Annotated in this window: 22 protein-coding genes; 15 read left to right on the top strand and 7 right to left on the bottom strand. The window is 40.3% G+C overall.

Going from position 1 to position 23,406, the window contains the following annotated elements; translation table 11 throughout:
• Positions 1-7: 7 nt before the first annotated feature.
• From ACMZOO_RS13390 to ACMZOO_RS13380, 3 genes are all read left to right on the top strand, one after another.
• Positions 8-322, top strand: coding sequence for an isoamylase early set domain-containing protein (locus ACMZOO_RS13390; RefSeq protein ID WP_016954062.1), 315 nt, complete (start codon positions 8-10; stop codon positions 320-322).
• Positions 323-524: 202 nt separating this feature from the next.
• Positions 525-1,490, top strand: coding sequence for a cysteine synthase A (gene cysK, locus ACMZOO_RS13385; protein ID WP_440903837.1), 966 nt, complete (start codon positions 525-527; stop codon positions 1,488-1,490).
• Between the two features lie 167 nt (positions 1,491-1,657).
• Positions 1,658-2,101, top strand: a complete 444-nt coding sequence (locus ACMZOO_RS13380) for a hypothetical protein (protein WP_440903836.1) — start codon at positions 1,658-1,660, stop codon at positions 2,099-2,101.
• A gap of 292 nt (positions 2,102-2,393) precedes the next feature.
• On the opposite strand, the gene ggt is transcribed toward ACMZOO_RS13380, so the two are convergent.
• The gene (gene ggt, locus ACMZOO_RS13375) at positions 2,394-4,181 is read right to left on the bottom strand and encodes a gamma-glutamyltransferase (RefSeq protein ID WP_440903835.1); all 1,788 of its coding nucleotides are present in this window, start codon (positions 4,179-4,181) and stop codon (positions 2,394-2,396) included.
• An 87-nt stretch (positions 4,182-4,268) separates the two neighbouring features.
• Between ggt and ACMZOO_RS13370 the strand changes: the two genes are divergently transcribed.
• Together ACMZOO_RS13370 and rrtA are read left to right on the top strand one after the other, a co-directional pair.
• Entirely contained in the window at positions 4,269-5,540 is a 1,272-nt protein-coding gene (locus ACMZOO_RS13370) for a hypothetical protein (protein ID WP_440903834.1), read from the top strand.
• A gap of 103 nt (positions 5,541-5,643) precedes the next feature.
• A complete protein-coding gene (gene rrtA / locus ACMZOO_RS13365) occupies positions 5,644-6,276 on the top strand; it encodes a rhombosortase (RefSeq protein ID WP_440903833.1) in 633 nt (210 codons plus the stop codon).
• Here the strand turns inward: rrtA and ACMZOO_RS13360 are convergent.
• On the bottom strand, positions 6,264-7,334 hold the full coding sequence (locus ACMZOO_RS13360; protein ID WP_440903832.1) for a potassium channel family protein: 1,071 nt from the start codon (positions 7,332-7,334) through the stop codon (positions 6,264-6,266). The genes rrtA and ACMZOO_RS13360 overlap by 13 nt on opposite strands.
• Before the next feature lie 217 nt (positions 7,335-7,551).
• Here ACMZOO_RS13360 and ACMZOO_RS13355 point away from each other — a divergent pair, with 217 nt between their 5' ends.
• Positions 7,552-7,860, top strand: coding sequence for a hypothetical protein (locus ACMZOO_RS13355; RefSeq protein WP_440903831.1), 309 nt, complete (start codon positions 7,552-7,554; stop codon positions 7,858-7,860).
• Positions 7,861-7,972: 112 nt separating this feature from the next.
• On the opposite strand, the gene ACMZOO_RS13350 is transcribed toward ACMZOO_RS13355, so the two are convergent.
• The 3 genes from ACMZOO_RS13350 to ACMZOO_RS13340 are packed head-to-tail and all read right to left on the bottom strand — an operon-like array spanning position 7,973 to position 10,342.
• Entirely contained in the window at positions 7,973-9,538 is a 1,566-nt protein-coding gene (locus ACMZOO_RS13350; RefSeq protein ID WP_440903830.1) for a SulP family inorganic anion transporter, read from the bottom strand.
• A gap of 46 nt (positions 9,539-9,584) precedes the next feature.
• Entirely contained in the window at positions 9,585-9,911 is a 327-nt protein-coding gene (locus ACMZOO_RS13345; RefSeq protein ID WP_440903829.1) for an RnfH family protein, read from the bottom strand.
• Positions 9,911-10,342 (bottom strand): type II toxin-antitoxin system RatA family toxin, encoded by a 432-nt coding sequence (locus ACMZOO_RS13340; protein WP_440903828.1) that lies wholly within the window; start codon positions 10,340-10,342, stop codon positions 9,911-9,913. The genes ACMZOO_RS13345 and ACMZOO_RS13340 overlap by 1 nt, the downstream gene beginning before the upstream one ends.
• 154 nt (positions 10,343-10,496) lie before the next feature.
• On the opposite strand from ACMZOO_RS13340, the gene smpB reads away from it, so the two are divergent.
• Positions 10,497-10,979, top strand: coding sequence for an SsrA-binding protein SmpB (gene smpB, locus ACMZOO_RS13335; RefSeq protein WP_440903827.1), 483 nt, complete (start codon positions 10,497-10,499; stop codon positions 10,977-10,979).
• 10 nt (positions 10,980-10,989) lie between these two features.
• On the opposite strand, the gene ACMZOO_RS13330 is transcribed toward smpB, so the two are convergent.
• Both ACMZOO_RS13330 and ACMZOO_RS13325 read right to left on the bottom strand, forming a co-directional pair.
• Positions 10,990-12,810 carry a hypothetical protein gene (locus tag ACMZOO_RS13330; RefSeq protein ID WP_440903826.1) on the bottom strand — a complete coding sequence of 607 codons (1,821 nt, stop codon included), beginning with the start codon at positions 12,808-12,810 and terminating at the stop codon, positions 10,990-10,992.
• Between the two features lie 73 nt (positions 12,811-12,883).
• Positions 12,884-14,131, bottom strand: coding sequence for a malic enzyme-like NAD(P)-binding protein (locus ACMZOO_RS13325; protein ID WP_440903825.1), 1,248 nt, complete (start codon positions 14,129-14,131; stop codon positions 12,884-12,886).
• Positions 14,132-14,283: 152 nt separating this feature from the next.
• Here ACMZOO_RS13325 and ACMZOO_RS13320 point away from each other — a divergent pair, with 152 nt between their 5' ends.
• The 8 genes from ACMZOO_RS13320 (at position 14,284) to ACMZOO_RS13285 (ending at position 23,381) form a co-directional block, all read left to right on the top strand.
• Positions 14,284-15,321 carry an oxidoreductase gene (locus ACMZOO_RS13320; protein ID WP_440903824.1) on the top strand — a complete coding sequence of 346 codons (1,038 nt, stop codon included), beginning with the start codon at positions 14,284-14,286 and terminating at the stop codon, positions 15,319-15,321.
• Between the two features lie 75 nt (positions 15,322-15,396).
• Complete coding sequence (locus ACMZOO_RS13315; RefSeq protein WP_016954047.1) at positions 15,397-16,509, top strand: DUF3083 family protein; 1,113 nt, start codon at positions 15,397-15,399, stop codon at positions 16,507-16,509.
• Positions 16,510-16,780: 271 nt separating this feature from the next.
• Complete coding sequence (locus ACMZOO_RS13310; protein ID WP_440903823.1) at positions 16,781-17,671, top strand: lysylphosphatidylglycerol synthase transmembrane domain-containing protein; 891 nt, start codon at positions 16,781-16,783, stop codon at positions 17,669-17,671.
• A gap of 70 nt (positions 17,672-17,741) precedes the next feature.
• Positions 17,742-18,764: a glycosyltransferase family 2 protein gene (locus ACMZOO_RS13305; protein WP_440903822.1), complete on the top strand. Its 1,023-nt coding sequence runs from the start codon at positions 17,742-17,744 to the stop codon at positions 18,762-18,764.
• Positions 18,739-20,355, top strand: a complete 1,617-nt coding sequence (locus ACMZOO_RS13300; RefSeq protein WP_440903821.1) for an ArnT family glycosyltransferase — start codon at positions 18,739-18,741, stop codon at positions 20,353-20,355. The genes ACMZOO_RS13305 and ACMZOO_RS13300 overlap by 26 nt, the downstream gene beginning before the upstream one ends.
• A complete protein-coding gene (locus tag ACMZOO_RS13295; RefSeq protein WP_440903820.1) occupies positions 20,327-21,115 on the top strand; it encodes a phosphatase PAP2 family protein in 789 nt (262 codons plus the stop codon). Before ACMZOO_RS13300 ends, ACMZOO_RS13295 begins: the two co-directional genes overlap by 29 nt.
• Positions 21,115-22,635 (top strand): ArnT family glycosyltransferase, encoded by a 1,521-nt coding sequence (locus ACMZOO_RS13290; protein WP_440903819.1) that lies wholly within the window; start codon positions 21,115-21,117, stop codon positions 22,633-22,635. Before ACMZOO_RS13295 ends, ACMZOO_RS13290 begins: the two co-directional genes overlap by 1 nt.
• Positions 22,632-23,381 (top strand): phosphatase PAP2 family protein, encoded by a 750-nt coding sequence (locus tag ACMZOO_RS13285; RefSeq protein WP_440903818.1) that lies wholly within the window; start codon positions 22,632-22,634, stop codon positions 23,379-23,381. The genes ACMZOO_RS13290 and ACMZOO_RS13285 overlap by 4 nt, the downstream gene beginning before the upstream one ends.
• Positions 23,382-23,406: the final 25 nt, after the last annotated feature.

The raw sequence follows: 23,406 nt of genomic DNA, 5'->3' as shown, positions 1-23,406 counted from the left end.
ATCGAGTATGAGCCTGAAGAAACAATTTTTAAAATCTAAGCCTGTATGTAAAGTGACTTTTCGCTTAACTGCAGAGCAAGCGCAACAAGCAGACAATGTTTTTCTTGTTGGTGATTTCAACGAATGGGACGAGCAATCTACCCCAATGAAACGTCTTAAAAATGGCGATTTCAGCTTAAACATGGATTTAGAATCTGGTAAAGAATACCAATTCAAATACTTGTTAGACGGTGGTGTTTGGGAAAATGATTGGGATGCTGACAACTACGCACCATCTCCAGTCGGCGGTACAGACAACTCAGTTGTAAACTGTAACGCTTAAGATACTCCGCTATATTATTGTACTCGTATCAGGCTAGTAACACGCAGCTAGCCTGCTTTTCTGCTGTTGTTTCTCAACATATCAATTCGTTTCAAGCAAATAGCTATTTGTTATAACAAAAAAGCACTTCTTTTTCTGCACTTTAGGTATAAGCTTAGAAACCAATACATCTTCCAATAACGACAACGAAGGATATATTTAAATGAAATTTTTCGAAGATAATTCACTATCTATTGGTAATACCCCGCTAGTAAAATTAAACCGCGTAACTTCTGGTAATGTTTACGCTAAAGTAGAAGCTCGCAACCCAAGTTTTAGTGTTAAGTGTCGTATTGGCGCAAATATGATTTGGGACGCTGAGAAAAAAGGTTTATTAGCTCCTGGTAAAGAAATTGTTGAGCCAACTTCTGGTAACACAGGTATTGCATTAGCATTCGTTGCTGCATCACGTGGTTACAAACTAACTTTAACTATGCCTGCGACAATGAGTTTAGAGCGTCGTAAATTATTAAAAGCTTTAGGTGCAAACATTGTATTAACTGAAGGCCCTAAAGGTATGAAAGGCGCAGTTGCTAAAGCAGAAGAAATTCGTGATTCTGATCCAAGCAAATACGTGTTATTACAACAATTCGAAAACCCAGCTAACCCTGAAATCCATGAAAAAACCACAGGTCCTGAAATTTGGGAAGCGACTGACGGCCAAATCGATATTTTCGTAGCTGGTGTTGGTACTGGTGGTACTATCACAGGCGTTAGCCGTTACATCAAAAATACTCAAGGCAAAGCAATTCAATCAGTTGCGGTAGAGCCAACAGATTCACCAGTAATTGCACAAGCTAAAGCAGGCCAAGATTTAACACCTGGTCCACACAAAATCCAAGGTATTGGTGCTGGTTTTATCCCTGGTAACTTAGATTTAGATTTAGTTGATGCTGTTGAGCAAGTTTCTAATGAAGAGTCTATGGCAATGGCACACAGATTAATGAAAGAAGAAGGTATCTTAGCAGGTATTTCTTCTGGCGCAGCCGTTGTTGCAGCCGCTCGTTTAGCTGAAAAACCAGAGAACAAAGACAAAAATATCGTTGTTATTTTACCAAGCTCTGCAGAGCGCTATTTAAGCAGCCCATTATTTGCAGAAGTATTCACTGATGCTGAATTAGTGCAGTAACATTCTGTATATTTTATATAGAAAAACATTTTTTGAAGCGACTCACTTGAGTCGCTTTTTTATTAGCCATTTTTTATCTTAAAGGTTTTTGTTGTATAGCCTTTACAATCTTTCAAGTTGCTACGACAATGATGGTTATGGTACTTAAAAAATAAGCTTTGGATGCTATGTTAAAACCCAACTTTTTTCCTATCTCTACTTTAATTGCTTTGACTTTATTGTTAACCGCTTGTGGCGACAAAGCACCAGAAAACGAACAACCAGGCCCAGCCGCAATCGCATTTTTCGAAGCTATTTATAATCAAGATGATTTAAACGCCGCAGTTAAATTAGCAACCCCTCAATATGGGCGTATTTTAGAGTCTTACCACAGTGCTAAAAGAGTACAGAGTGTTTTATTTAATCGCCGTTATGATTCAGTACAAATTGAAGAAGACAAAGCACAAATGGGTCGTTCTTTAATTCCAGCTAGCGCTAAAAATGCCACAGTGTCGCTGATGTTAGATGGCACCTATGATGGCAACCGCCACCGCGACATTAAATATGTTGTTATGGTTAAACAACAAGGCAAATGGTTGGTAGATAAACTAAAAGCGGATGTTTATAGATAATAAATTTTCTGGGCTTTGGTGCTAGCGGCATTCCACTAATAGCTTGAAATCAAGTGCTATACTCGGAAACTTCTGGCGCATAACTTTCGCAAAACCGCTGTGTTTAGAGGCGACTATTCATCCATGAATGCGAGACCCTGTCGTCTTCCATGACTCCACCTCATTCAGCTGCGAAGCGGTGCTTCGGTCTTCATTCGCCCATAAAAAAGAAATTTTGCTCTAAGTTATTGCCCCAGCATTTTCCAACCAATTGAGTTATAGCTAAAAACAAACTTGACCATCCTTGCACATCCTAATACCCCATAGCTACCCCTTCACGCCGCGGATCAGCCCCGCCAGTTAATTTACCACCTTCAACCCATATACCATGTAGGCCACTATTTAAATCACGCACCACCACCTCGTGGCCTAACCCCGAAAAATAAGCCGCTTGCTCAACTAAACTAGTACCAGCCTCAACTGCTGTAGAGCCGTTTAAATTAGTAATTTTTGGCAAATCAATCGCAGATTGAATATCTAATTGCCAATCAATCAAGCCAATTAAGGTTTGGCTAACATAATTAATAATGCGCGCGCCACCAGGTGAGCCTAACGCACCTTTAAAGTTATTTTGCTGGTCAAACACAATAGTCGGCGCCATAGAGCTGCGCGGACGTTTATTTGCTTCAACTCGATTAGCAATCAGCTGACCAGATTTTTCCGCAGTGAAAGCAAAATCGGTAAGTTGATTATTTAATAAGAAACCTCCGACCATAACAGCTGAGCCAAAAGCCATTTCAATACTGCTGGTCATAGACACGGCATTGCCCCACTGATCAACAATACTGATGTGTGTAGTACTTGGTTGCTGATAAGAAATTCCAGAATAAACGGCAAACAACCCAGCTTCAACGAGTCCCATATCTTTATTTTGATCGATTTGCTGGCGACGTTTGTTTAAGTAGCTATCCGAAAATAACTCATCAAGCGGTACATCAACGAAGTCAGGATCTGCTAGGTAGTGATTTCTGTCAGCAAACGACAATCGCCAAGCTTGCGTGAGCAAATGCAAAGCTTGCGCTGAATTAACCTCATAGTCAGCTAAGTGAAGCGGCTCTAATAATTTGAGCGTAGATAAAACTGTCGTTCCGCCTGATGTTGGTGGTGCAAAACCACACACTTTATAACTGTGATATGGCTGACAAATAGGTTCGCGCCACTTGGCTCGATAACTGGCTAAATCTGTTAACGATAATAATCCGGGGGCAGTTTTACTGTTCTGCACAGCATTAGCTATGTCGCTGGCTAACTGGCCTTGGTAAAAGCCTTGCGCACCTTGCTGGGAAATTAGTCGTAAGCTCGCAGCTAACTCTGGGTTGGTTTTTACAGCCCCTGCTTGTAAAGCTTGGCCTTTAGGGTAGAAATATTCTCGACTGGCAGGCAAGGTTTTTACCCCAGGATTTAACTTCTTGTCGAGCAAACTAGCTAGCCTAGGTGATACCACAAAACCTTGTTCAGATAATTCAATGGCTGATTTAAACAATATTTTCCAAGGTAGTTTACCGTATTGTTTATGCCCCAGTTCAAGCGCAGCAATAACCCCAGGCACTCCCACACTGCGGCCACCAACCACGGCTTGGTGCCAACTCACTGGCTTGCCGTTTTCAAAAAACAATTCACTGGTTGCTTGACTAGGCGCTGTTTCGCGCCCATCCAATCCGGTCAGTTTTTGCTTTTCTTCATCCCAATGCAAAATAAATGCACCACCACCAATGCCAGATGATTGCGGCTCAACTAGTGTCAAAACCATTTGTACGGCAATAGCCGCATCAAAAGCACTGCCACCCAATTTTAACACTTTTAAGCCAGCTTCAACTGCATATGGGTTAGCCGCAACTACCATTGCGTGCTCGCTTGTCACTAAGTTTTTGGCTTTTAATCCAGTTGCAGCTTCAGGATCTCTAGCTTCAATAGCAGTAACTTCAATTTTAGAGCTAGAACTAGAGCTGCAAGACGATAAAAAAGTAACTAAAAAACAAACAGATAAATAAGTAAAAAAGCGTTTAAACACTAAATTGCATACGTATGCAAAAACTATCATTTGGCAATCCTTAAGCACTCAACTATGTTTATAGCTTAATCTTAACGCGCTTAGGATCAAATTTTAACAACTAAAAGGTGAAGGACGATGCAATTGAAACACCATTATTTAACTGCTTTAGCAGCTACCTTAGCACTCTCGGCTTGTAATATAGAAGTTCAGATCGATGAAGATGACAGTACAGATTTCACAACCTATTTAAACTTCGCTGAATTCAAAGATGTGTGCGGAAATTTTTCGGCTACTGATGTACCAATCACAATTTATGACGACACAGGTGCAGTATTTGATGAATTTACTTACACACACGACGGTGACGCCAATACTATAGAAATAGATGTGCCTGGTGACACTTATACATTGGCCTATGAAACAGGCGTAGATACACGAACCTATACAGACTTGCTCAGCGATGAGACATATACGCTCACCATTAGGGGCGATAGTGCAGTAACCTGTGGTTGTCCCACATACTCAGTAACAGTCAATGAAGTAAATATAACAGATATCAACAACCTGACTTTTTCAACTAAGTTTGGAACTCAAACTGGGTCTGCAGGTAGTAACCCTGGCGAATGGCTGTATAATGTAGAAATATGCGCAGACGATCCTGTCATTATCTCAGCCCCTACTATCGGTATGTACAGTTACTATGCCGCAGGTTCCATTACCTCAGATACATCCGTTACCTTAGACAAACAACTCCAGTCACTATCCCCAATGGTTTCTGACCAAAACCTAACCTTGGCTCACTTTCAAACAAACTATTATGATGTAAACAATCATAGTTATGCGCATGTACAATATGCAAACGATGCGTATCACTTCGTTGCTGAAGCTGATTACGATGTCGTTCAATTCAATTATCGCAACGAAACGTCTGCTGCATTACAAGGTTTCAACAACAACACGTCTGACTTAGCTTACTTAAATCCGACTTGGGTAGGTAATTTTCAGAACTATACCAGTGCCGACTTAGCCCCCACCAGCATTCCACTGCAGCCGAGTAATTCGTCACTAGATGTTGAATTGACCAACCAAGAGATATTATTAAGTGGTGATAACTTGCAAGATTTTGATTTTATGGAAATCGTCGCTACGTACAATAACGACAATGGGGAATTTTCGCACGCAGCAATTGTCACCATGCCAATGACAAATCATATCAACCTCGATGCATTATCAAAATTGATGAGTTTAGACGACAAGATGGGTATGTTGTTATTTATCCCTTTTGACGTTGCTGAAACCAATAACTATTCAGACGCACTAAAACGCTTCAAGCTAGGCAAAGATTTGTTAGATGCAAGCGAAGGTTCAACAGAAAACGGTATTATGGTTGCGTTCGGGCCGCAATAAAACGCTGTAACAAAAAACAACTAAGGCTGCTATCTAGCAGCCTTTCTCCTCAATAAATTTTTCCTTTATAATGCAGCGCATCAACATTTATTAACTACTTATTATGCGCCAATTTATTCAAAACCTACCCTGGAAACAATTACCTATTGTCGCCATCTTCATAATAATTTTTACTTTGATGATGCTTATTCCTGAACAAGCGCAAACTTGGTTGCGTTACAACTACACTGAACTACAAAATCAACAAAGCTGGCGCATCATTACTGGGCATTTTATCCACACCAACTGGAATCATTACCTAATGAATACAGCCGCTTTTATCGCTTTGTGGGCACTACACGGTAAATTTTACCAAGCACGTAAAGTATTTAGTGTAGTGATAATGAATGCCTGTTTAATTACAGCTTATGTATACTTTTTTACCGACATCAATATTTATTCAGGCTTTTCAGGCGTGTTGCATGGCTTAATCGTTTGGGGTGCAATTAAAGATATTCAGCACCAAGATAAAACAGGATATTTATTGCTCCTAGGTGTATTTGCCAAAGTGATCTACGAACAATTGTATGGTGCGAGTGCATCAACAGCTTCTATGATCCAAGCCGATGTCGCGGTTGAAGCACATTTGGCAGGTGCTATCGCTGGTTTACTCTACTGTTTTGGCGAACAAATTAAAGAAAAACAGCGACAAATGGAACAAAAAAACCAAACAACTAAATCAAATCAAGATTCGTAGAATCCATGCCAATCGATGTCGGCAACATCTATTCTGTTGTTGCCAATATAATGTAAATAATCACCTGGGTTAATAATAGCGGTTAACTCAGGGTTCACTTCTAATCTATTACCGTTACGCTCTTTAGCTATAGCTAATAACGTGGCATCATGCTTAAGTTTAAAAGCGCTGAATAATTGTCCATAACTAAATGACTTAGGCAAATTCGTCGGCAGTTGCAGAGCGTATTGAGTATCACCAAATAGGCCAGACAACAACTGCTCTTGCACTCTGCTCGCACCAGGGTCTTGCATCGAGCGAACTAGCGACTCGGCGACTTTTGAACTAAAACATTCAATATTTGGACAATGCTCTCGTAACAGCTCCACTTTCGATTCATCGTTAAACCATGCAGTAATATGGCAATCCGCTTTGACTACTTTGCTTAATTTTAGCGCTGTCGTTAAGGTTTGATCATCACCATTTGCATAAATAATCACTTTGTCCGCACGGTTCAGCGCAATTCGTCGCAACTCATTATCTAAGGTGTAACTCGATACTCGGGCGTATTCAAGCCACTCCATATATTCTTGTAATGGATGTTCAGTTTGATATTTATCACACAAGAGTATCTTACGCCCTTGCCTATGTTTATCAGCTAGAATTTGCTCAACCACTTTAGGTGTGACTTGCTCATGATAACCCACCAACACAATATGATTAGTTAAATGTTCAAACTTGCCTGTACCCATTATTTTTCTCCTCATATATAGTGCAATCGACTGCCCTGCTTTACCTAAAAATGCGCCAAATAGCGCAAGTCCGATAGGAATTTGAAATAACCAAACCCAAATGCGTCCACCATCCGTGACAGGACTATAATCGCCATAGCCTACTGTGCTGGTTGTCACAACATAATAGTAGGGATAAACCAACCAGTTGGCTAAATCGACTTCATTGGTAATGAATAAGCCTAGCCAAGTTAAAATAAAGTGCCCCATCACCAACACAACTAATAAAGGCCAAGTAAATTGATGTATGTGGCGTTGAACAATAGAAATCAGTTTATTAAAAATCATGCTTCAACCATTTCCTTATGCAGTATTTGCGAGCTCAAAACAATTGTGACAGTTAAATGTCAAAATATTCATATTAGACTCACCCCACCTAAAATTTGTAAACTTATATTTACGGTCATTAATTTTTCGTATAAAAAACAATTGTTAAAAATTAGTAAATTCAGCGAGTTTAGCCCATTATGTATATACAAAACCTTAAACAAGCAGGATGGGTCTTATGAACAAAAAACTATGTGCGCTAGTGGTAACTTTGTCAGCGGCAGCAGCATCATTTACCGCCAATGCCCAACTGAAAACTAACATCTACGATTGTGTAGATAAAACCACTTTGCAACAAAATGCTGAATGTATTGCTAATACTATAAGTAATAATGCTCAGCTTAAACAAGAAATTGCGCTAATCGAACAAGATGCCGCCAATTTTAATCAACCAATGGCTTTAGCTATGATGAAGATGAATCCAAAAGATTTGTCGATTGAAGTTGTTGCGTTAACCAACAAAACGGTTGAAAAAACGCAAAACTAGTTTGAACTGGAATCTTCCCTGAACGCAATACCATAGAAGCTTAAGTGCAGATAGGTATTGATTAAGAGGCCGAATATCGGCCTCTATTTTTTACGCTATTCAAGCGTTTAACTTAGCCTAACTTGTCACTTGCTACGTGATAGTCAGGATCTTCCATAATATTCACTTCGCATAAATCATCAGCACGGCTCAACAACTGTCGACATTCAGGGCTTAAATGACGTAAATGCAGTTTTTTGCCTAAAGCTTGATATTTTTCTGCCAAACCATCCAAAGCTTCAATACCAGAGTGATCACTTACGCGAGAACGTTGGAATTCGATTACCACGTGCTCTGGATCATCTTCAGGCGTAAATAACTCTTTAAAGCTAGAGACAGATGCAAAGAAAATCGGCCCACGAAGCTCGTAAACTTTGTAACCTTTGTCATCAATATAGGTATTGGCTTGAATGTGTTTTGCATGTTTCCACGCAAATACAAGTGCAGACACAATCACACCAACCACAACCGCAATTGCAAGGTCAAACGCAACTGTAACACCTGATACGAGCACAATAATGAAGGCATCTGACGCTGGTACTTTGCGCATAATTCTAAATGACGACCATTCAAATGTGCCAAGTACCACCATAAACATGATGCCAACCAAAGCAGCCAACGGGATCATTTCAATTAATTCTGCGGCAAACAAAATAAAACCAAGTAAAACTAACGCAGCAGTAATACCAGACAAACGACCGCGGCCACCTGAGTTGATGTTAATCATACTTTGACCAATCATGGCACAGCCACCCATACCACCAAAGAAACCATTGGTGGTATTCGCAATACCTTGACCAATACATTCACGGTTACCTTGGCCACGCGTGTTGGTAATTTCATCAATCAAAGTCAAAGTTAACAATGATTCAATTAAACCAATTGCCGCAATAACTAAAGCGGTTGGGAAAATAATCACTAAAGTTTCCCAAGTAAAAGGCACCATAGGGATAGCAAACGAAGGTAGCTCACCTTTTAATGACGCATCTGCAGCTTGCTCTGCTGGCAACATTTCACGAACAAAGTCGATAACATTGCGCGTGTCTAAATCCATACCAATAACAATGCCAGACACTACAATAATAGCCACTAAACCAGATGGTACAGCTGTGGTTAATTTAGGTAAAAAGTGCACTATCGCCATAGTTAAAGCAACTAGACCAAGCATCAAGGTTAAGTTTTCACCTTGGATCCACTGCCAATGACCAAGCTCATCCGGTGATTTAAACTGGCTCAGCTGTGCCAAGAAAATCACAATTGCTAAACCATTTACGAAGCCGAGCATAACTGGATGGGGAACAATTCGAATAAACTTACCTAGCTTAAATATCCCAGCAAGAATTTGCAGAATACCGGCAAGTACTACAGCGGCAAACAAGTATTGCACACCATACACTGCCACTAAACCAACCATAACAACCGCAGTTGCACCAGTAGCACCAGAAATCATACCTGGTCGACCACCAAAAATAGAGGTTAATAACCCCATCATAAACGCAGCGTACAAACCAACCATAGGTTCGACACCAGCAACAAATGCAAAAGCAACCGCTTCAGGCACCAAAGCAAGGGCTACGGTAACACCTGATAAAACGTCATTTTTTACATTACTCTGGTTTGAATTAATTAAATTAAACATGAGTATCTCTGTAATTAACTATCAATATATGTGAAAGATCTGGCGTTTAAGGACGTCCGCCAGTAATTTTATTTGCTCGACCTTCTTCTTTAGCTTTTTCAGCGCGACGACGGCGAACATCTTTTGGATCAGCAATTAAAGGGCGATAGATTTCAATTCTGTCACCATCTTCAACTTGCTCGGTAAGTTTTCGAGTTCGACTCCAAATCCCAACTTTGTTAGTTTTTAAATCAACCTCTGGATGCTTTAACAAAATGCCAGATTGCTCAATGCAATCTTGAATTGTCGCACCCTCAGCAACATGCACCACCAATAAACTTTGTACTGTTGGCAATGCATAAGCAATCTCTATCTTAAATAAATGTTCGTTCATTAGGCGTAAACCTGACTCGCACGCGTGGTAAAGGCTTTAACCATCTGGTTCGCCATATGGTTAAATACACTGCCAAACGCGGCTTCAATCAATTTTGTGGAAAATTCAAATTCCAGATCAAGCACAACTTTGCATGCATCAACATCTAAACTTTGAAATTGCCACAAGCCGGTTAATTTTTTAAACGGGCCATCAACCAATTCAATTTTAACCGAGTGGTTTTTCACCATTGTATTGTGAGTGGTGAACCATTTGCCAATACCCGCCTTGCCAATTTGTAACGACGCTTTTAATTCGTTTTCTGACTGCTCAAGTAATTTTACCCCTAAACAATCCGGTACGAATTCTGGATACGCTTTAACATCATTAACCAAGTTGTACATTTGCTCTGCGCTATGCATGACTAGAGCATGGCGGTGGATTTTAGGCATCCTCACTCCCCTTTCAAATTTGAGCGCGCATGCTAGCATAAAATTGGCCATTTTACTTAGTATTTCTAAGTCGTGGAATTCTCGCATTTTCAACAGGCTTGAGTATAATAGCCCGTCAGTTTGGCGTTCATGTGACATAGGCAAGTTAGGATTTATGGCAAAAGGTAAAAAGAAAAGCGCTCCATCAAACACGATAGCGCAAAATAAAAAAGCTCGACACGAATTCTTTTTAGAAGACAAGTTAGAAGCTGGGCTTGAGTTACAAGGCTGGGAAGTTAAGAGTATTCGCGAAGGTAAGGTGAATATTTCTGACTGTTATATCCATTTAAAAGATGGCGAAGCTTTTTTATTAAACGCCACTATTCAGCCATTAAATACCGCATCAACTCATGTTATTGCCGACCCAACCCGTCAACGTCGCCTATTGTTGAAACGTCGTGAAATTGATAGGTTAATCGGTGCGCGTGAACGTGAAGGTTATTCTATTGTTGCCACCGCTATGTACTGGAGCAAATGCTGGGTAAAACTTGCCATTCACCTAGCTAAAGGTAAGAAGTCGCATGATAAGCGTGATGATATTAAAGACCGCGACTGGGAACGCCAAAAAGAGCGCGTGATGAAACACAGCGCTCGCTAAAAACAAAAAATTAAATGTCCTTTGCAGCTTCGCGCTGCTCAGGGTCACTCTCTGTCTTTTTGGCCTGACTCTCTGCTTGTTTCTTTTCAGCCATTAACTTGATAGCTATTAGCAAATTGTCGTACTCGTTCTGCAACCTAGCGATGTCGATGTCAACAACCGTATCCCATGTCTCACCTAAATCACGAGTACTAACAACCTGCCCTTGATCGCATTGAAAATACAAAGTGTCGTTAAGCGTTAGACTTGGTAACAATGTGGCACAACTTTCTTTAACTAAGCCATGTGTTTTCCAAGTTACTTGCTCTTTAGTAATCTCAGAAAATGGAGCTGATAATATCTTTAAACTACGGTCATTTGATTTTTTAATTCGCCCGACAGTCACAAATAACTCGTTTGGTAAAACAGCAGGCAAACTAGTTTCCGATTTAACATCACCCCAACGTAAACTGCGCGAAACCGTATTCCAGCTCTTGCCTTCATCTAAACTAAACACTTGGTCACCATAACCATCCCATTGACTCACCTCTATTCCAAGCAAGCTACCATCTGCCATTTGGGCAAACTTCTTAAGTGCCTTCGTTTTGCTCATTGCCCATTTACCAGAATTAAAATCATACGCATGTAACTTGGTATCATTAATTATATTCAGTTGCCCTAATTGATTAAAAAATGGAAACATTCCCCCATTTTGCACCCAAAAGCTTGCACCTGGAACACGTTTAAACTCACCAACTTTCTTCCAAGCTTGGCTGATTTCGCTAAACTGATAAACCTTATGAGCTTTACTCGAACTAGTCACTGCATAACCTTTGTCATCGCGGTAACCCAACCACATGATAGCTTCTTGTGTAGATACAGGGTTAAAGCTTTGCCAGTTTTGTCCTTTATCGTCGCTAACAAAAACTTGACCACGCTCACCCGCAACATAAATTTTATTGTCAATTTCCACAGTAGCTGACAGCTGAGCATTGGTTGGTAAGTCAAATTGCTGCCAGCTGCCTTCATTATCTAACACACGCAACTGACCAAATTTAGCTGCTATCGCTGCATGCCCTAACGTATTGCTTAACGAGATAACTTGCTCTCCATAAGCGTTTTTGCGAGCCATTGAGCCAATTTTTTCTCGAATCGACTCCAAGATATCCTCTTTCCAACCTAACACTTTGCTTTGATTTAAGCTTTTGGAAATATTCGGATACTCTTGCACAACAAAACGTTCTAAATATTGACGCTCAGATAAACGAACAACGAAAGCTTTTTTGGACGAAGACATATTCCAAAACGAAGGTGATTTAATACTCAATAATGGCTGAAAAGCAATAGTACCTAATCCGGTAATCTGTTTACTGCCAACCTCAAAAGTTCCAGCGTTGTAGCCAACTGGCATGGAAATCCAAGAGCTCATCTGGCCATCACTGTAATAACTATAAAGACTGGAGATTAGGTATTCCCCCGCAGGCATACTGCCTACAAATAGTTGGCTATTAATAACACCTTCAGATGCTGGGTACATTTCGTATACATCTAGATCCCAATCCACCTTACTCTCGTCAAATTTCTTACCATACTGTTTTGCTTTAGCCTTAGCTTTTTCAATTGCCGCCTGTTTCAAAGCTTCTCGATTATCAATCCGTACCGCATATATGTTTGTCCAATCTTGATGCAAGGGAGCAAGCCTGTCGGTATTATTGATAACTTGTACAGCAACAATACCATGACCTTGAGGTAGTGGTTTTTTGTCATTAATACGGGTAGATTGAATGTTACTAGCGCAACCACTTAAAAATATAAATGCGCAACACGCTAATCCAATTAGTCTAAGTTTCATTATTTATTCCTTTGTAGAGCTTTTGGATGAATTTTGGCCGCAATTTTCGCATAACTGCGGCCAAAAGCAATTATCAGGCAGGTTGTAAATAACGCTCTGGCAACTCAATTTGTGCAACACCCGATTCAACGGCCGCTACAGCAACCGCTTTAGCAACACGCTCCAACAAACGAGGATCCATAGGTTTAGGAATAATATACTCACGGCCAAAAATTAAATCTTGGCCTCCACTGGCTTTAATTACACTCTCAGGCACAGGCTCTTTAGCCAGTTCACGAATTGCATGAACAGCGGCCACTTTCATTTCATCATTTATATCAGTTGCGCGTACATCTAATGCACCTCTAAAAATAAATGGGAAACACAACACGTTATTTACCTGGTTGGGATAGTCAGAACGGCCGGTCGCCATAATAATGTCGCTACGCTGTGCTAAAGCAAGCTCAGGTTTAATTTCAGGATCTGGATTAGAACAAGCAAACACAACAGGGTTTTCGTTCATTAAATCCAATGCTTCGGGTGGCAATACATCAGGGCCAGACACACCAACAAATACATCAGCACCAGTCAAAGCATCTTCCAACGTACGTCTATCAGTATTATTCGCAAATAACTTCTTATGCTCAGTTAAATCTTCGCGGCGTGTATGAATAACACCTTTTCTATCTAACATATAAATGCGTTCACGCTGCGCACCACATTTAATCAGCAACTCCATACAGGCAACAGCGGCAGCACCTGCGCCCATACACACAATAATCACTTCGCGAATATCTTTGCCCTGTATTTCCAGCGCATTCAACATTCCAGCAGCTGTAACAATAGCAGTACCATGCTGGTCATCATGAAATACAGGTACATTACATTTTTCAACTAAAGCTCGCTCAATTTCAAAACACTCAGGTGCTTTAATATCTTCTAAATTAATGCCTCCAAAAGTGTCCGCTATACTCGCAACCGTTTGAATAAACTCTTCGGTTGTTCTGTGTTTAACTTCAATGTCAATCGCATCAAGGCCGGCAAACTTTTTAAATAACAGTGCCTTGCCTTCCATTACAGGTTTTGAAGCCAACGGGCCTAAGTTACCCAAACCTAATATGGCCGAACCATTGGAGATCACTGCAACCAAATTACCCTTGGCTGTATACTTGTAGGCTTCGTCTGGATTAGCCGCAATTTCTCTAACTGGCTCAGCAACACCTGGGCTGTAGGCTAAAGCCAAATCATGGGCGGTTTCAGCTGGTTTAGTAAGTTCAACGCTAATTTTTCCCGGCACTGGGAACTGATGATAATCTAGGGCTTGTTGGCGTTTATCTGACATGAAAAATCCTTCTGAAAATAAACAAGGTATTGAAGCCATAAACTGCAATGACTTATATATCTAAGCAGCCTAAATGAGTTAGATTTCAAGACGCTTAGATATATACTAGTATTTATCAAAGCTGGCAGATAAGCCACCCCAATGGAGGAAAAATGCAAGCAAATAAAATAATTAACACAGGACTCATAGGATTTGGGTTTTCCGCACAAACTTTTCACCTGCCTTTTTTAACCCAAGATAATGGATTTGCCGTTACCGCAGTTTCAAGCTCAAAACCAGAACAAGTAAAAGAAAAGCTGCCACAAGCACAAGTATACGCAAGTGCAAAAGCGCTCATTACCGATTCAAACGTAGAGTTAATAGTGATAACTGCACCGAACGATGTGCACTTCGAGTTAGCTAAATTGGCGCTAGAGCACAACAAACATGTGGTCATTGAAAAACCTTTTGTAACCAATAGCGCTCAGGGCCAAAGTTTAATTGAGTTAGCTGAAAAACAACAAAAAGTCTTAACTGTCTACCACAACAGACGTTGGGATGGCGACTTTTTAACGGTAAAAAAATTAATCGAGCAACAAACACTTGGCGACATAAAATACTTTGAAAGCCATTTTGACCGATTCCGTCCTGTCGTACGAGATCGCTGGCGTGAGCAAGCAAGCGAAGGTGGCGGCATTTTGTTTGATTTAGGCCCGCACCTAATTGACCAATGTTTAAGCTTATTTGGTTGGCCAGACAAAATCACAGCGATTTGCGAAAAAACCAGAGCTAAATCAAACAATATTGACTACTTTAGTATTACATTGCACTACGCTGGCATGCTTGCCAATTTACAAGCTAGTTTGCATTGTGCTGGGCCAAATTTGCGCTACAAAGTACAAGGCGATAAAGCCAATTACGAAAAATTCGGTTTAGACCCACAAGAAGATAGATTAAAAGCAGGAGCTACGCCCAGTTGCGCTCAGTGGGCGGCTGAAACCGAAAAAAGTTATGGAATTTTGTATAAAGATGACAGCAGCGCACAGTTTCCAACTGAGTTAGGCGGCTACCAAGCATTTTTTCAACAACTGAACTTAGCCATAAGCGAAAATGCTCAACCACCTGTTGATGCTGCCGACGCATTGAAGTCGATAAAAATAATTGAATTGGCGATGCAAAGTAGCCTTGAGCAAAAAACGATTAAGATTTAGATTTGCAGTAAAGTTATAACAATGTTATTTATTGTAAAATTACAAGAACAACCGCATATATAAAAGGTACGAAAAATGCCCATAACTCGTGATAGAAGTGCTCAGCACAAAGTTTATATTCCGTCTAACGCCCGCGAAAATCAGTATTTGTTAGCTAAGTTTGAATTGCCAGATGCTTTGTTGGCAAAATTCGCCGAGCAAATTGATTCAGGTAGCGAACAGCCTTACCACGATTTCTATCAAACTTTGGCAAATCTATTTTTTGATGTGTGTGACAAACACGACATCGAAAGTGGCCAGTTTGTTGCTAACGACAAATTTATCCGTGTGCGTTACAGCCCTGAAAAAATCACCGCACAGACAGACCAACAAATTATCTTTTTATACAACCCTAAATATCACTCAGGCCACAAAGCTTTTGTTGATAGTAAAAAGCGTGTACGCAAACTCAAATTGCTATTCTTAGCAAGCGGTGAAGAAATTCGTCATAACTCAGCTAAATTCCATTCTAAAGTAGAAAAAGCAGTTGCTGAGTTTAGTCGTTTATTAGAACTAGATGCAGGTAGCATTCGTTTATGCGACCACCAGCATTTAACCTACGATTTATTCGCTAAAGAAAAGGGTGTTGAAGGTACACAAGCGCATAAATTACGTTCTATCGAAAATCGATTCAAAGCACATGATGTAGCATTAGAAGGTGAATTTGATCAACAAACATATGCTGTTGTTGATATGCCATTAACCAAACGCATCCAAGCTTTGTTTGATATTGATAAACAAGCGCAATGCCCGTATGAAGATTTATACACCAGCTTAGAAAAACAATTTATTGAGTGTGCCAAACAAAATGGTATCGACCAAGGCATTATGATAGCCAATGGTTTAGTACCTGTGGTTCGTAGCAAGCGCGACACGGTAATCTCTGAAAATGGTGAATTGCAAACTATCGACTTTAATGAAAATGCCCCTGACAATAGTTTTTCAGCGCACTACTCACGCCGTCGCTTAGTTGACTCAGTACAGTTTGTTTTTGTGGCTGCGAAAAATGATATGTCGAGTTATGGTTACGGCAAATTCTTAAACCAAGTACATTCTGCGATGCGCAGCTTTGCTGGTAAATTGAACTATCAACACAAAGCTGAAACTATGTCGGTTCGCTTACATCAGCACGTTGGTTTTAATCGCTAGTAGCGATATGGATTCGAGGAAAGTACTAGGGCAATAACTTAGAGCAAAATCTCTTTTGCGAAAGTTATGCTCTAGTACTTTCCTTTGCATTGCACTGCCCTGACGACACATTTGCGCTTTGTTCTTCTTTTTTAGCCTTGTCTCGCGACACTTGTAGAAAATTATGCTTCGAACCAGCCTAGCGCTTCTTTATCTTTCGTAGACAAATTTACTTTGTAACATTTAATCCGTAAGCTAACCATTAGCCAACTAACAACAATAATGGTCGAGCATGGATTGGAATAAAACCTTACGCTGGATAATCGCCACCAGTATATTTATCGCTGTTATCTACGGAATAGAGCTATACATAGGCTGGAAAAGTGTATTTTCGCAATGGCAAAACGTCTCACTCAGCCAGCTAGTTTTACTTACGCTGGTTACTTTTATCAGCTACTGGTTAAGAGCATGGCGTGTATACTGTTATTTTGGCCAACAAATTAAACACCCATTTTCCCCATATATTCGCATTAATTTACTCCACAACGCACTCAACAACTTTTTACCCATGCGCCTTGGTGAAGCATCTTTTCCACTATTTATGAAGCAAAGTTTTGCATTTCCACTGCTAAAAAGCACCGCAGGTTTATTGGTTATTCGACTGATGGATTTACACTGGTTATTAGTTCTGCTTGTGGTTATTGCTAGCCAACAAATCAGCCAACATGCATTGTGGTTACTCATCCCTCTTATACTAGTTCCTTTGATGCTGCCTAATTGCTGGGCTAATCTGCACAAAGTGGCACCGGAAAAAATCAAACAAAAACTTGTACAAATAAAAGAACATGCCGAGCTAACACCTAAATTTATAGCTCGAATATACCTACTCACAGCATTGATTTGGCTAGTTAAACTGTCGGCTTTATGTTTAATTTTACAGTTTTTTATCCCGCTGCCATCGGCACAAGCATTATTTGCAGTTATCAGCGCTGACTTAAGCAGTATATTACCCATACATGGCATTGCAGGCAGTGGTACTTTTGAAGCAGCCATTCTAGCAGCGCTTGTGCCACTAGGCATAAATCAACAGCAAGTTTTATCTGCCGCGGTCAATCTACATATTTACGTACTGGTAGTAACCCTATTAAGCATACCGGTCGCACTGTGTTTTAAACAAAAGTAACACACAGATGTCATAAATTTTTAAGCCAGCAAGGTTAGCCTTGCTGCAACTAAATTGAGAAAACAGAGATATGCCAGCAAGTCATCCAAAAAGTTTATCTATTGTCATTCCTATGTACAAAGAACAAGAAAACGCACAACTTATGCTTGAGCGCATTCATCAAGGACTCGCCAATTATACCGCCCCATGGGAAGTAATATGTGTTGATGACGGTAGCCCAGACGGCACGTTAACAGCACTCAAACAAGCTCAACAGACTTTTGGTCAACATGTAAGAATTATCGAATTGCAAAGAAATTTTGGCCAAACAGCGGCGATGCAAGCAGGTATAGATGCAGCACGCGGCAATTTAATTGCAACCCTAGATGGTGATTTACAAAACGATCCAAACGATATTCCACGTATGGTTGATGAATTGCTCGAACGTGATTTAGATTTATTACAAGGCTGGCGTAAAAACCGCCAAGATGCCGCATTAAAACGCAAATTACCATCACGCATAGCCAACAAACTTATCGCTCGTATTACTGGCGTTAAGTTACATGACTATGGCTGTAGCTTAAAAATATACCGTGCTAATGTGCTCAAACAAGTTCGATTATTTGGTGAAATGCACAGATTCATTCCTGTGTGGGTTGCGGGTGTTACCGCACCACATAGAATTGGTGAAACTGTTGTGACCCATCACGCCCGCCAGTTTGGTGAGTCAAAATACGGCATTAGCCGAACATTTAGAGTAATTATTGACCTACTGTCCGTTTTCTTCTTTTTGCGCTACAAAGCACGTCCAGGGCATTTTTTCGGCTCAATCGGTCTATTCACAGGCGCAGTTGGTGCACTGCTCATGACTTGGTTATTAGCGGTAAAATTTATTTTCGGAGAAGACATTGGTCATCGTCCAATGTTATCAGTTGCCATACTCATGTTAGTGATGGCATTACAATTTATCACCACGGGTGTCGTGGCGGAAATGCTGACTCGAATTTTCTTTCAAAACAACAAAGGCAAAAATTTTGTTGTGCGCAATATCTGCGAGCAGGAAACGGATAAATCTTGGCAAATAAACCATGACGTTAACCAAACAAAACCTTAGTCGGCTATTTTATCAGCCAACTACACTTGCAATATTCTTAGCTGTTGGATTTATCTTAAATGTGTGGGGAGTGCCTTTATTTGATGTGGATGAAGGCGCATTTTCAGAAGCCACCCGTGAAATGCTCACCTCAGGTATATGGTCGGCGACCTATTTAGATGGCCAACCAAGATACGACAAACCTATCTTAACCTACTGGTTTCAGGCTTTATTTGTAAAAGCCTTTGGTTTAAATGAATTTGCTTTGCGTATGCATTCAGTGATCAGCGCACTGCTGTGGGCTGCCGCGATATTTTATTTTTGCCAACAATTTATTAGCCGCAAAAGCGCGTTTGTTGCCACCTTGATATTCAGTTCTACTTTATGGATCACCTTAATTGGTCGCGCCGCAACTGCTGATGCTTTGCTTAACTTATTTATTGCCCTGACATTTTTTGATATTTACCGCTACGCACAGTCACAAAATAAATGGCATTGTTATCGCGCTTGGTTATGGTTGAGTTTGGGCGTATTAACCAAAGGCCCAGTTGCCATCGCCATACCTGGTGCAGCCAGCTTAATTTGGTTTGTCTCGAATAAACAATTTAATCTCTGGCTAAAAGCCATTTTTAATCCGGTTGGTTGGTTAATTTTACTCGCGGTTGTATCACCCTGGTTATATATGGTGTGGCTGGAACAAGGCAGTGGGTTTTTCCATGGATTTTTAGTTGAGCATAATCTAAAACGCTTTACCGACACTAAAGAAGGCCATGGAGGCCAATGGTATTACTACATCTACGTATTGCCACTGATTTTACTGCCATTTAGTGGTGGCTTATTTAAACAAATCAGCTTGAGTAAAAGTTTAATTAAAGATCCACTCGACCGACTACTGGTCATATGGTTTGTTGTAGTGTTTATATTAGTTTCGTTTTCGCAAACTCAGCTGCCCCACTATGTTTTATACGGTGTAACACCCGTGATTATATTAATGGCGAAATACCGCAATAGTCTGCTGGCCGGTAAGTGGCAATTGCTTTTTCCTATGCTGTTTTGCTTAATTCAATTTGTATTAATTTACATAGCGCCCGATTTAGCCAATAACAATAATCACTACCAACAACAAATGTTGGCGAATGCAGATAAAGTATTTAACAACAGCTACTTATTTAACAGCATACTACTTAGCTTGCTGCTGCTAACACTGATTATTTTGCCAGCCAAATCATGGCAAAAATTGGTGAGTTTTGCTTTTTGCCAAAGCGTATTTTGTTACCTTGTTTTACTGCCAGCAATTGCACAAATTCAACAACAACCAATTAAACAAGCGGCGCTATTTGCCAAAGAGATCAAACAAGAATTTGTTGCGTATAAAATGCACATGCCTAGTTTTAGTGTCTATCGAGAGCAAATAACCCACCGTCGCGAAGTCACAGCTGGCGATTATGTATACACTCGGGCAGATCGCATTAGCCAATTAGAAGAAAAGTTTGGTGCTGAAGCAGTTGATATCTTCTATCAGCAAGGTGGCATTGTATTAGCCCAAATAGCCGGCAACAAACTTGCACAAAAGGATACAAACTATGAAGTTGGCTCAAGTGAAGTTAAATAATACTGAACATTTTGTTTGCCTGTTTGCATTCGTATTGCTTGGGTTAGCAGCCAGCAAATTTGTAATTGCAGGCTATCATTTTGGTTTTACGCTTATAAATTCAACCAGCAGCTATTTTCCTGCTACTTTTTGGTCGGTTATCACATTGTTTGGCGATACCCATGTTGCAGTCGCGCTCACCTTATTTTTAATATCGCAGCATAAACAGTTATTGCCAGCTGCGCTGATTGCCACCATACCCGCGACGATAATTGCGCAAAGTTTTAAACGTGGCATGCCAATCGACCGACCTTTTTCAGTTTTACCAGAAGACAGTTATGTACAAATAGGCAGACTGCTAGAAATGGGCAGTTTTCCATCAGGCCATACAATGACAGCAGCTGTATGGGTTGGTTTATTTATGCTGTTTATTCGCAAAAATTGGGTTAGTTACGCTTTAGCTGGGTTGTTAGTACTTGCAGGTTTAAGCCGAATTATGGTCGGTGCACACTGGCCGATAGATGTCATGGTTGGTGCGGCCATTGGTTTACTCTGCTCACTGCTCGGGTATAAAATAGCAACCAGATATCAACTGGGTGAACACAAATATAGCCAAGCTATCCTGTTAGTTTTTCCTATTTACGCGAGTTATAAAGTCATTGAGCACAATGGTGGATACCCATTAGGCCACCCTTATATCAGTGCAGTTATATTATTTGCGATCAGCTACTTTATTTTCGTCCACGCAAAAAACTTTAAATTTGTTCAAGGCAGAGCTTAATGCAAATAAACGCACACTCAAATAAACGAAGCGCATGGCAATGGTTATTGCTTATTGTTAGCTGCGTATTTGCCTACCGTATTGCAGTAACTATCAATACGCCGATTACTTTGTTTTATGACGAAGCCTATTATTTATCATGGGCACAAAATTTAGATTGGGGTTATTACTCTAAGCCACCTATGGTTGCTTGGTTAATTGCCACAACCACTGCAATTTTTGGTATGGCCGAATGGGCGGTAAAACTCTCTGCGCCAGTATTGTACGCTGCAACAGCACTCTTATGTTTTGCAATAAACAAACACCTATTTAACGACAAAGCTGGTTTTTGGGCTGGGCTGATGTTTATGATTATGCCTTTGGTCAGTCTCAACTCATTATTTGTCACCACTGACGCGCCGCAACTATTTTTCTGGGCTGCAGCTTTTTACGCATTTTTACGCGCACAAAGCAGCAACGCATGGCAATACTGGTTGTTAGCTGGCGTACTAGGTGGTTGTGGTTTATTGTCAAAATACACTTTTATTTTATTGCCAGTGACCTTTTTGTTGTATGCAATTATCAGCCAAAGTGGCCGGGCAATTTTAACCAATAGTCGATTTTGGCTAGCCTGTGCATTAGCCATCAGTATTTTAGTACCCAATTTAATTTGGAATTATCACCACGACTTTATTAGCTTTCAGCATACATCTGAAATATCCAAACACGCTGAGAACACGCTAAGTTTTGCTCGCATGTTTGAATTTTTGGCACTGCAACTGATTGTTTTTGGTCCAATCGCCTTAATTATTCTAATAGTTTGTGGATTGAAGAAAAAATCCTCGCAAGAAGCTGAACAAAATCAACAAACTAAAGATTCAGTCAAACTGCTCTGGTGTTTATTTTTACCAACTTTGCTTGTTATTTCGCTACAAGCTTTAACCGCCCGCGCCAACATGAACTGGGCAGCAGCTGCTTTTGTCGGCGCGAGTTTGTTGGCGGGTTTTTATTTTGCACAAATGTGGCAATCAAACAAGCGAATTAAACAACTTGTGGTCGCCAGTGCTGTCGCTATAAACCTATTCTTGATGCTGGCTTTTTACCATTTTAATGGTTTTACTCAGCTTATTGGTGTTGAGCGAACTCAACATAATGATCCGTACAAACGCATCTTAAAGTGGCCGGAATTAGTTAGCCAATTTGACGCTGATTTTCAGCAAAATCCACAAATGAAACTTGCCAGCGATTCACGAAAACTGCTGGCTTATTTTGGTTATTACCTAACCAACCAAGACTTTCAGGGCGCACATTTAGATGGCAGTGAACACATAGGCGATCATTACGAATTAAAATACGCCATTGCAAAACAGCCTGCAAACGAGTATTTTTTTGTGACACAAGATTGGACAAAACACGAATTACAAACGCACTTTCAATCAGTCAAATTAATTAAACAACAAAAGGTTAAAGTTTATAAAAACTTTGACCGCGAGGTACGCCTTTACCAAGTTGGCGGATTCAAGCAGGAGAGCAATGAATGAATGAAATAAGCGCAAAGCAAATATTGCTGCGTAAAGATACATTAGCTTGTTTACTGCTTGCGCTTATTTTTGTGATCTTTCCACAAATAGACTTAATTGTATCTAACTGGTTTTACGATAGCGTTCAGCAAAATTTTTATCTTGCTGAACATTGGTTAGTTGATGGCATTTATCAACTATTCGCCAAACCCCAAGTTGTTTTATTACCACTGCTTATTTTGTTTTCGATATTCTGTTACCTACGCTACCGCAAAAGATGCCACAGCAAACGGCATAAAAAATACGTTTGTGCCTTTTTATTAGCTTCGCTTATTGTTGGGCCAGGTTTAATAGTAAACGAAGTTTTAAAAAACAACTCGGTTGGCCGAGCACGGCCAGTGCACATTGAGCAGTATGGCGGGGATGCACAATTTACCCCTGCATTTGTGTATTCTGGTTATTGCCAAACCAACTGTTCTTTTGTTAGTGGACACGCCGCGGTTGGTTTTTATTTTATTGGTTTAGCTTGGTTATTTAGACGCAAAAATGCATTTTATCTTGGTTTAGCCATTGGTATTTTGGTCAGCTTTACCCGAATTGCTAAAGGAGGCCACTTTTTGAGTGATACTGTTTTTGCCTTTTGGGTGGTGTATTTTACTAATGTGATATTAGCTTATTGGTTTAGGTTGGAGAATCCGCTGGTTGCAAGTGAAGCGACGATAAACCAGCCACATGGTGAGGATAAGCTGGATCCAAAGCCATATTAATCAAGAATTGTGCAATTAAGCAGCA

The organism is Catenovulum sp. SX2 (assembly GCF_052056295.1).
Taxonomy (GTDB): Bacteria; Pseudomonadota; Gammaproteobacteria; order Enterobacterales; family Alteromonadaceae; genus Catenovulum.
This window is presented reverse-complemented; position numbering and strand designations above follow the sequence as displayed.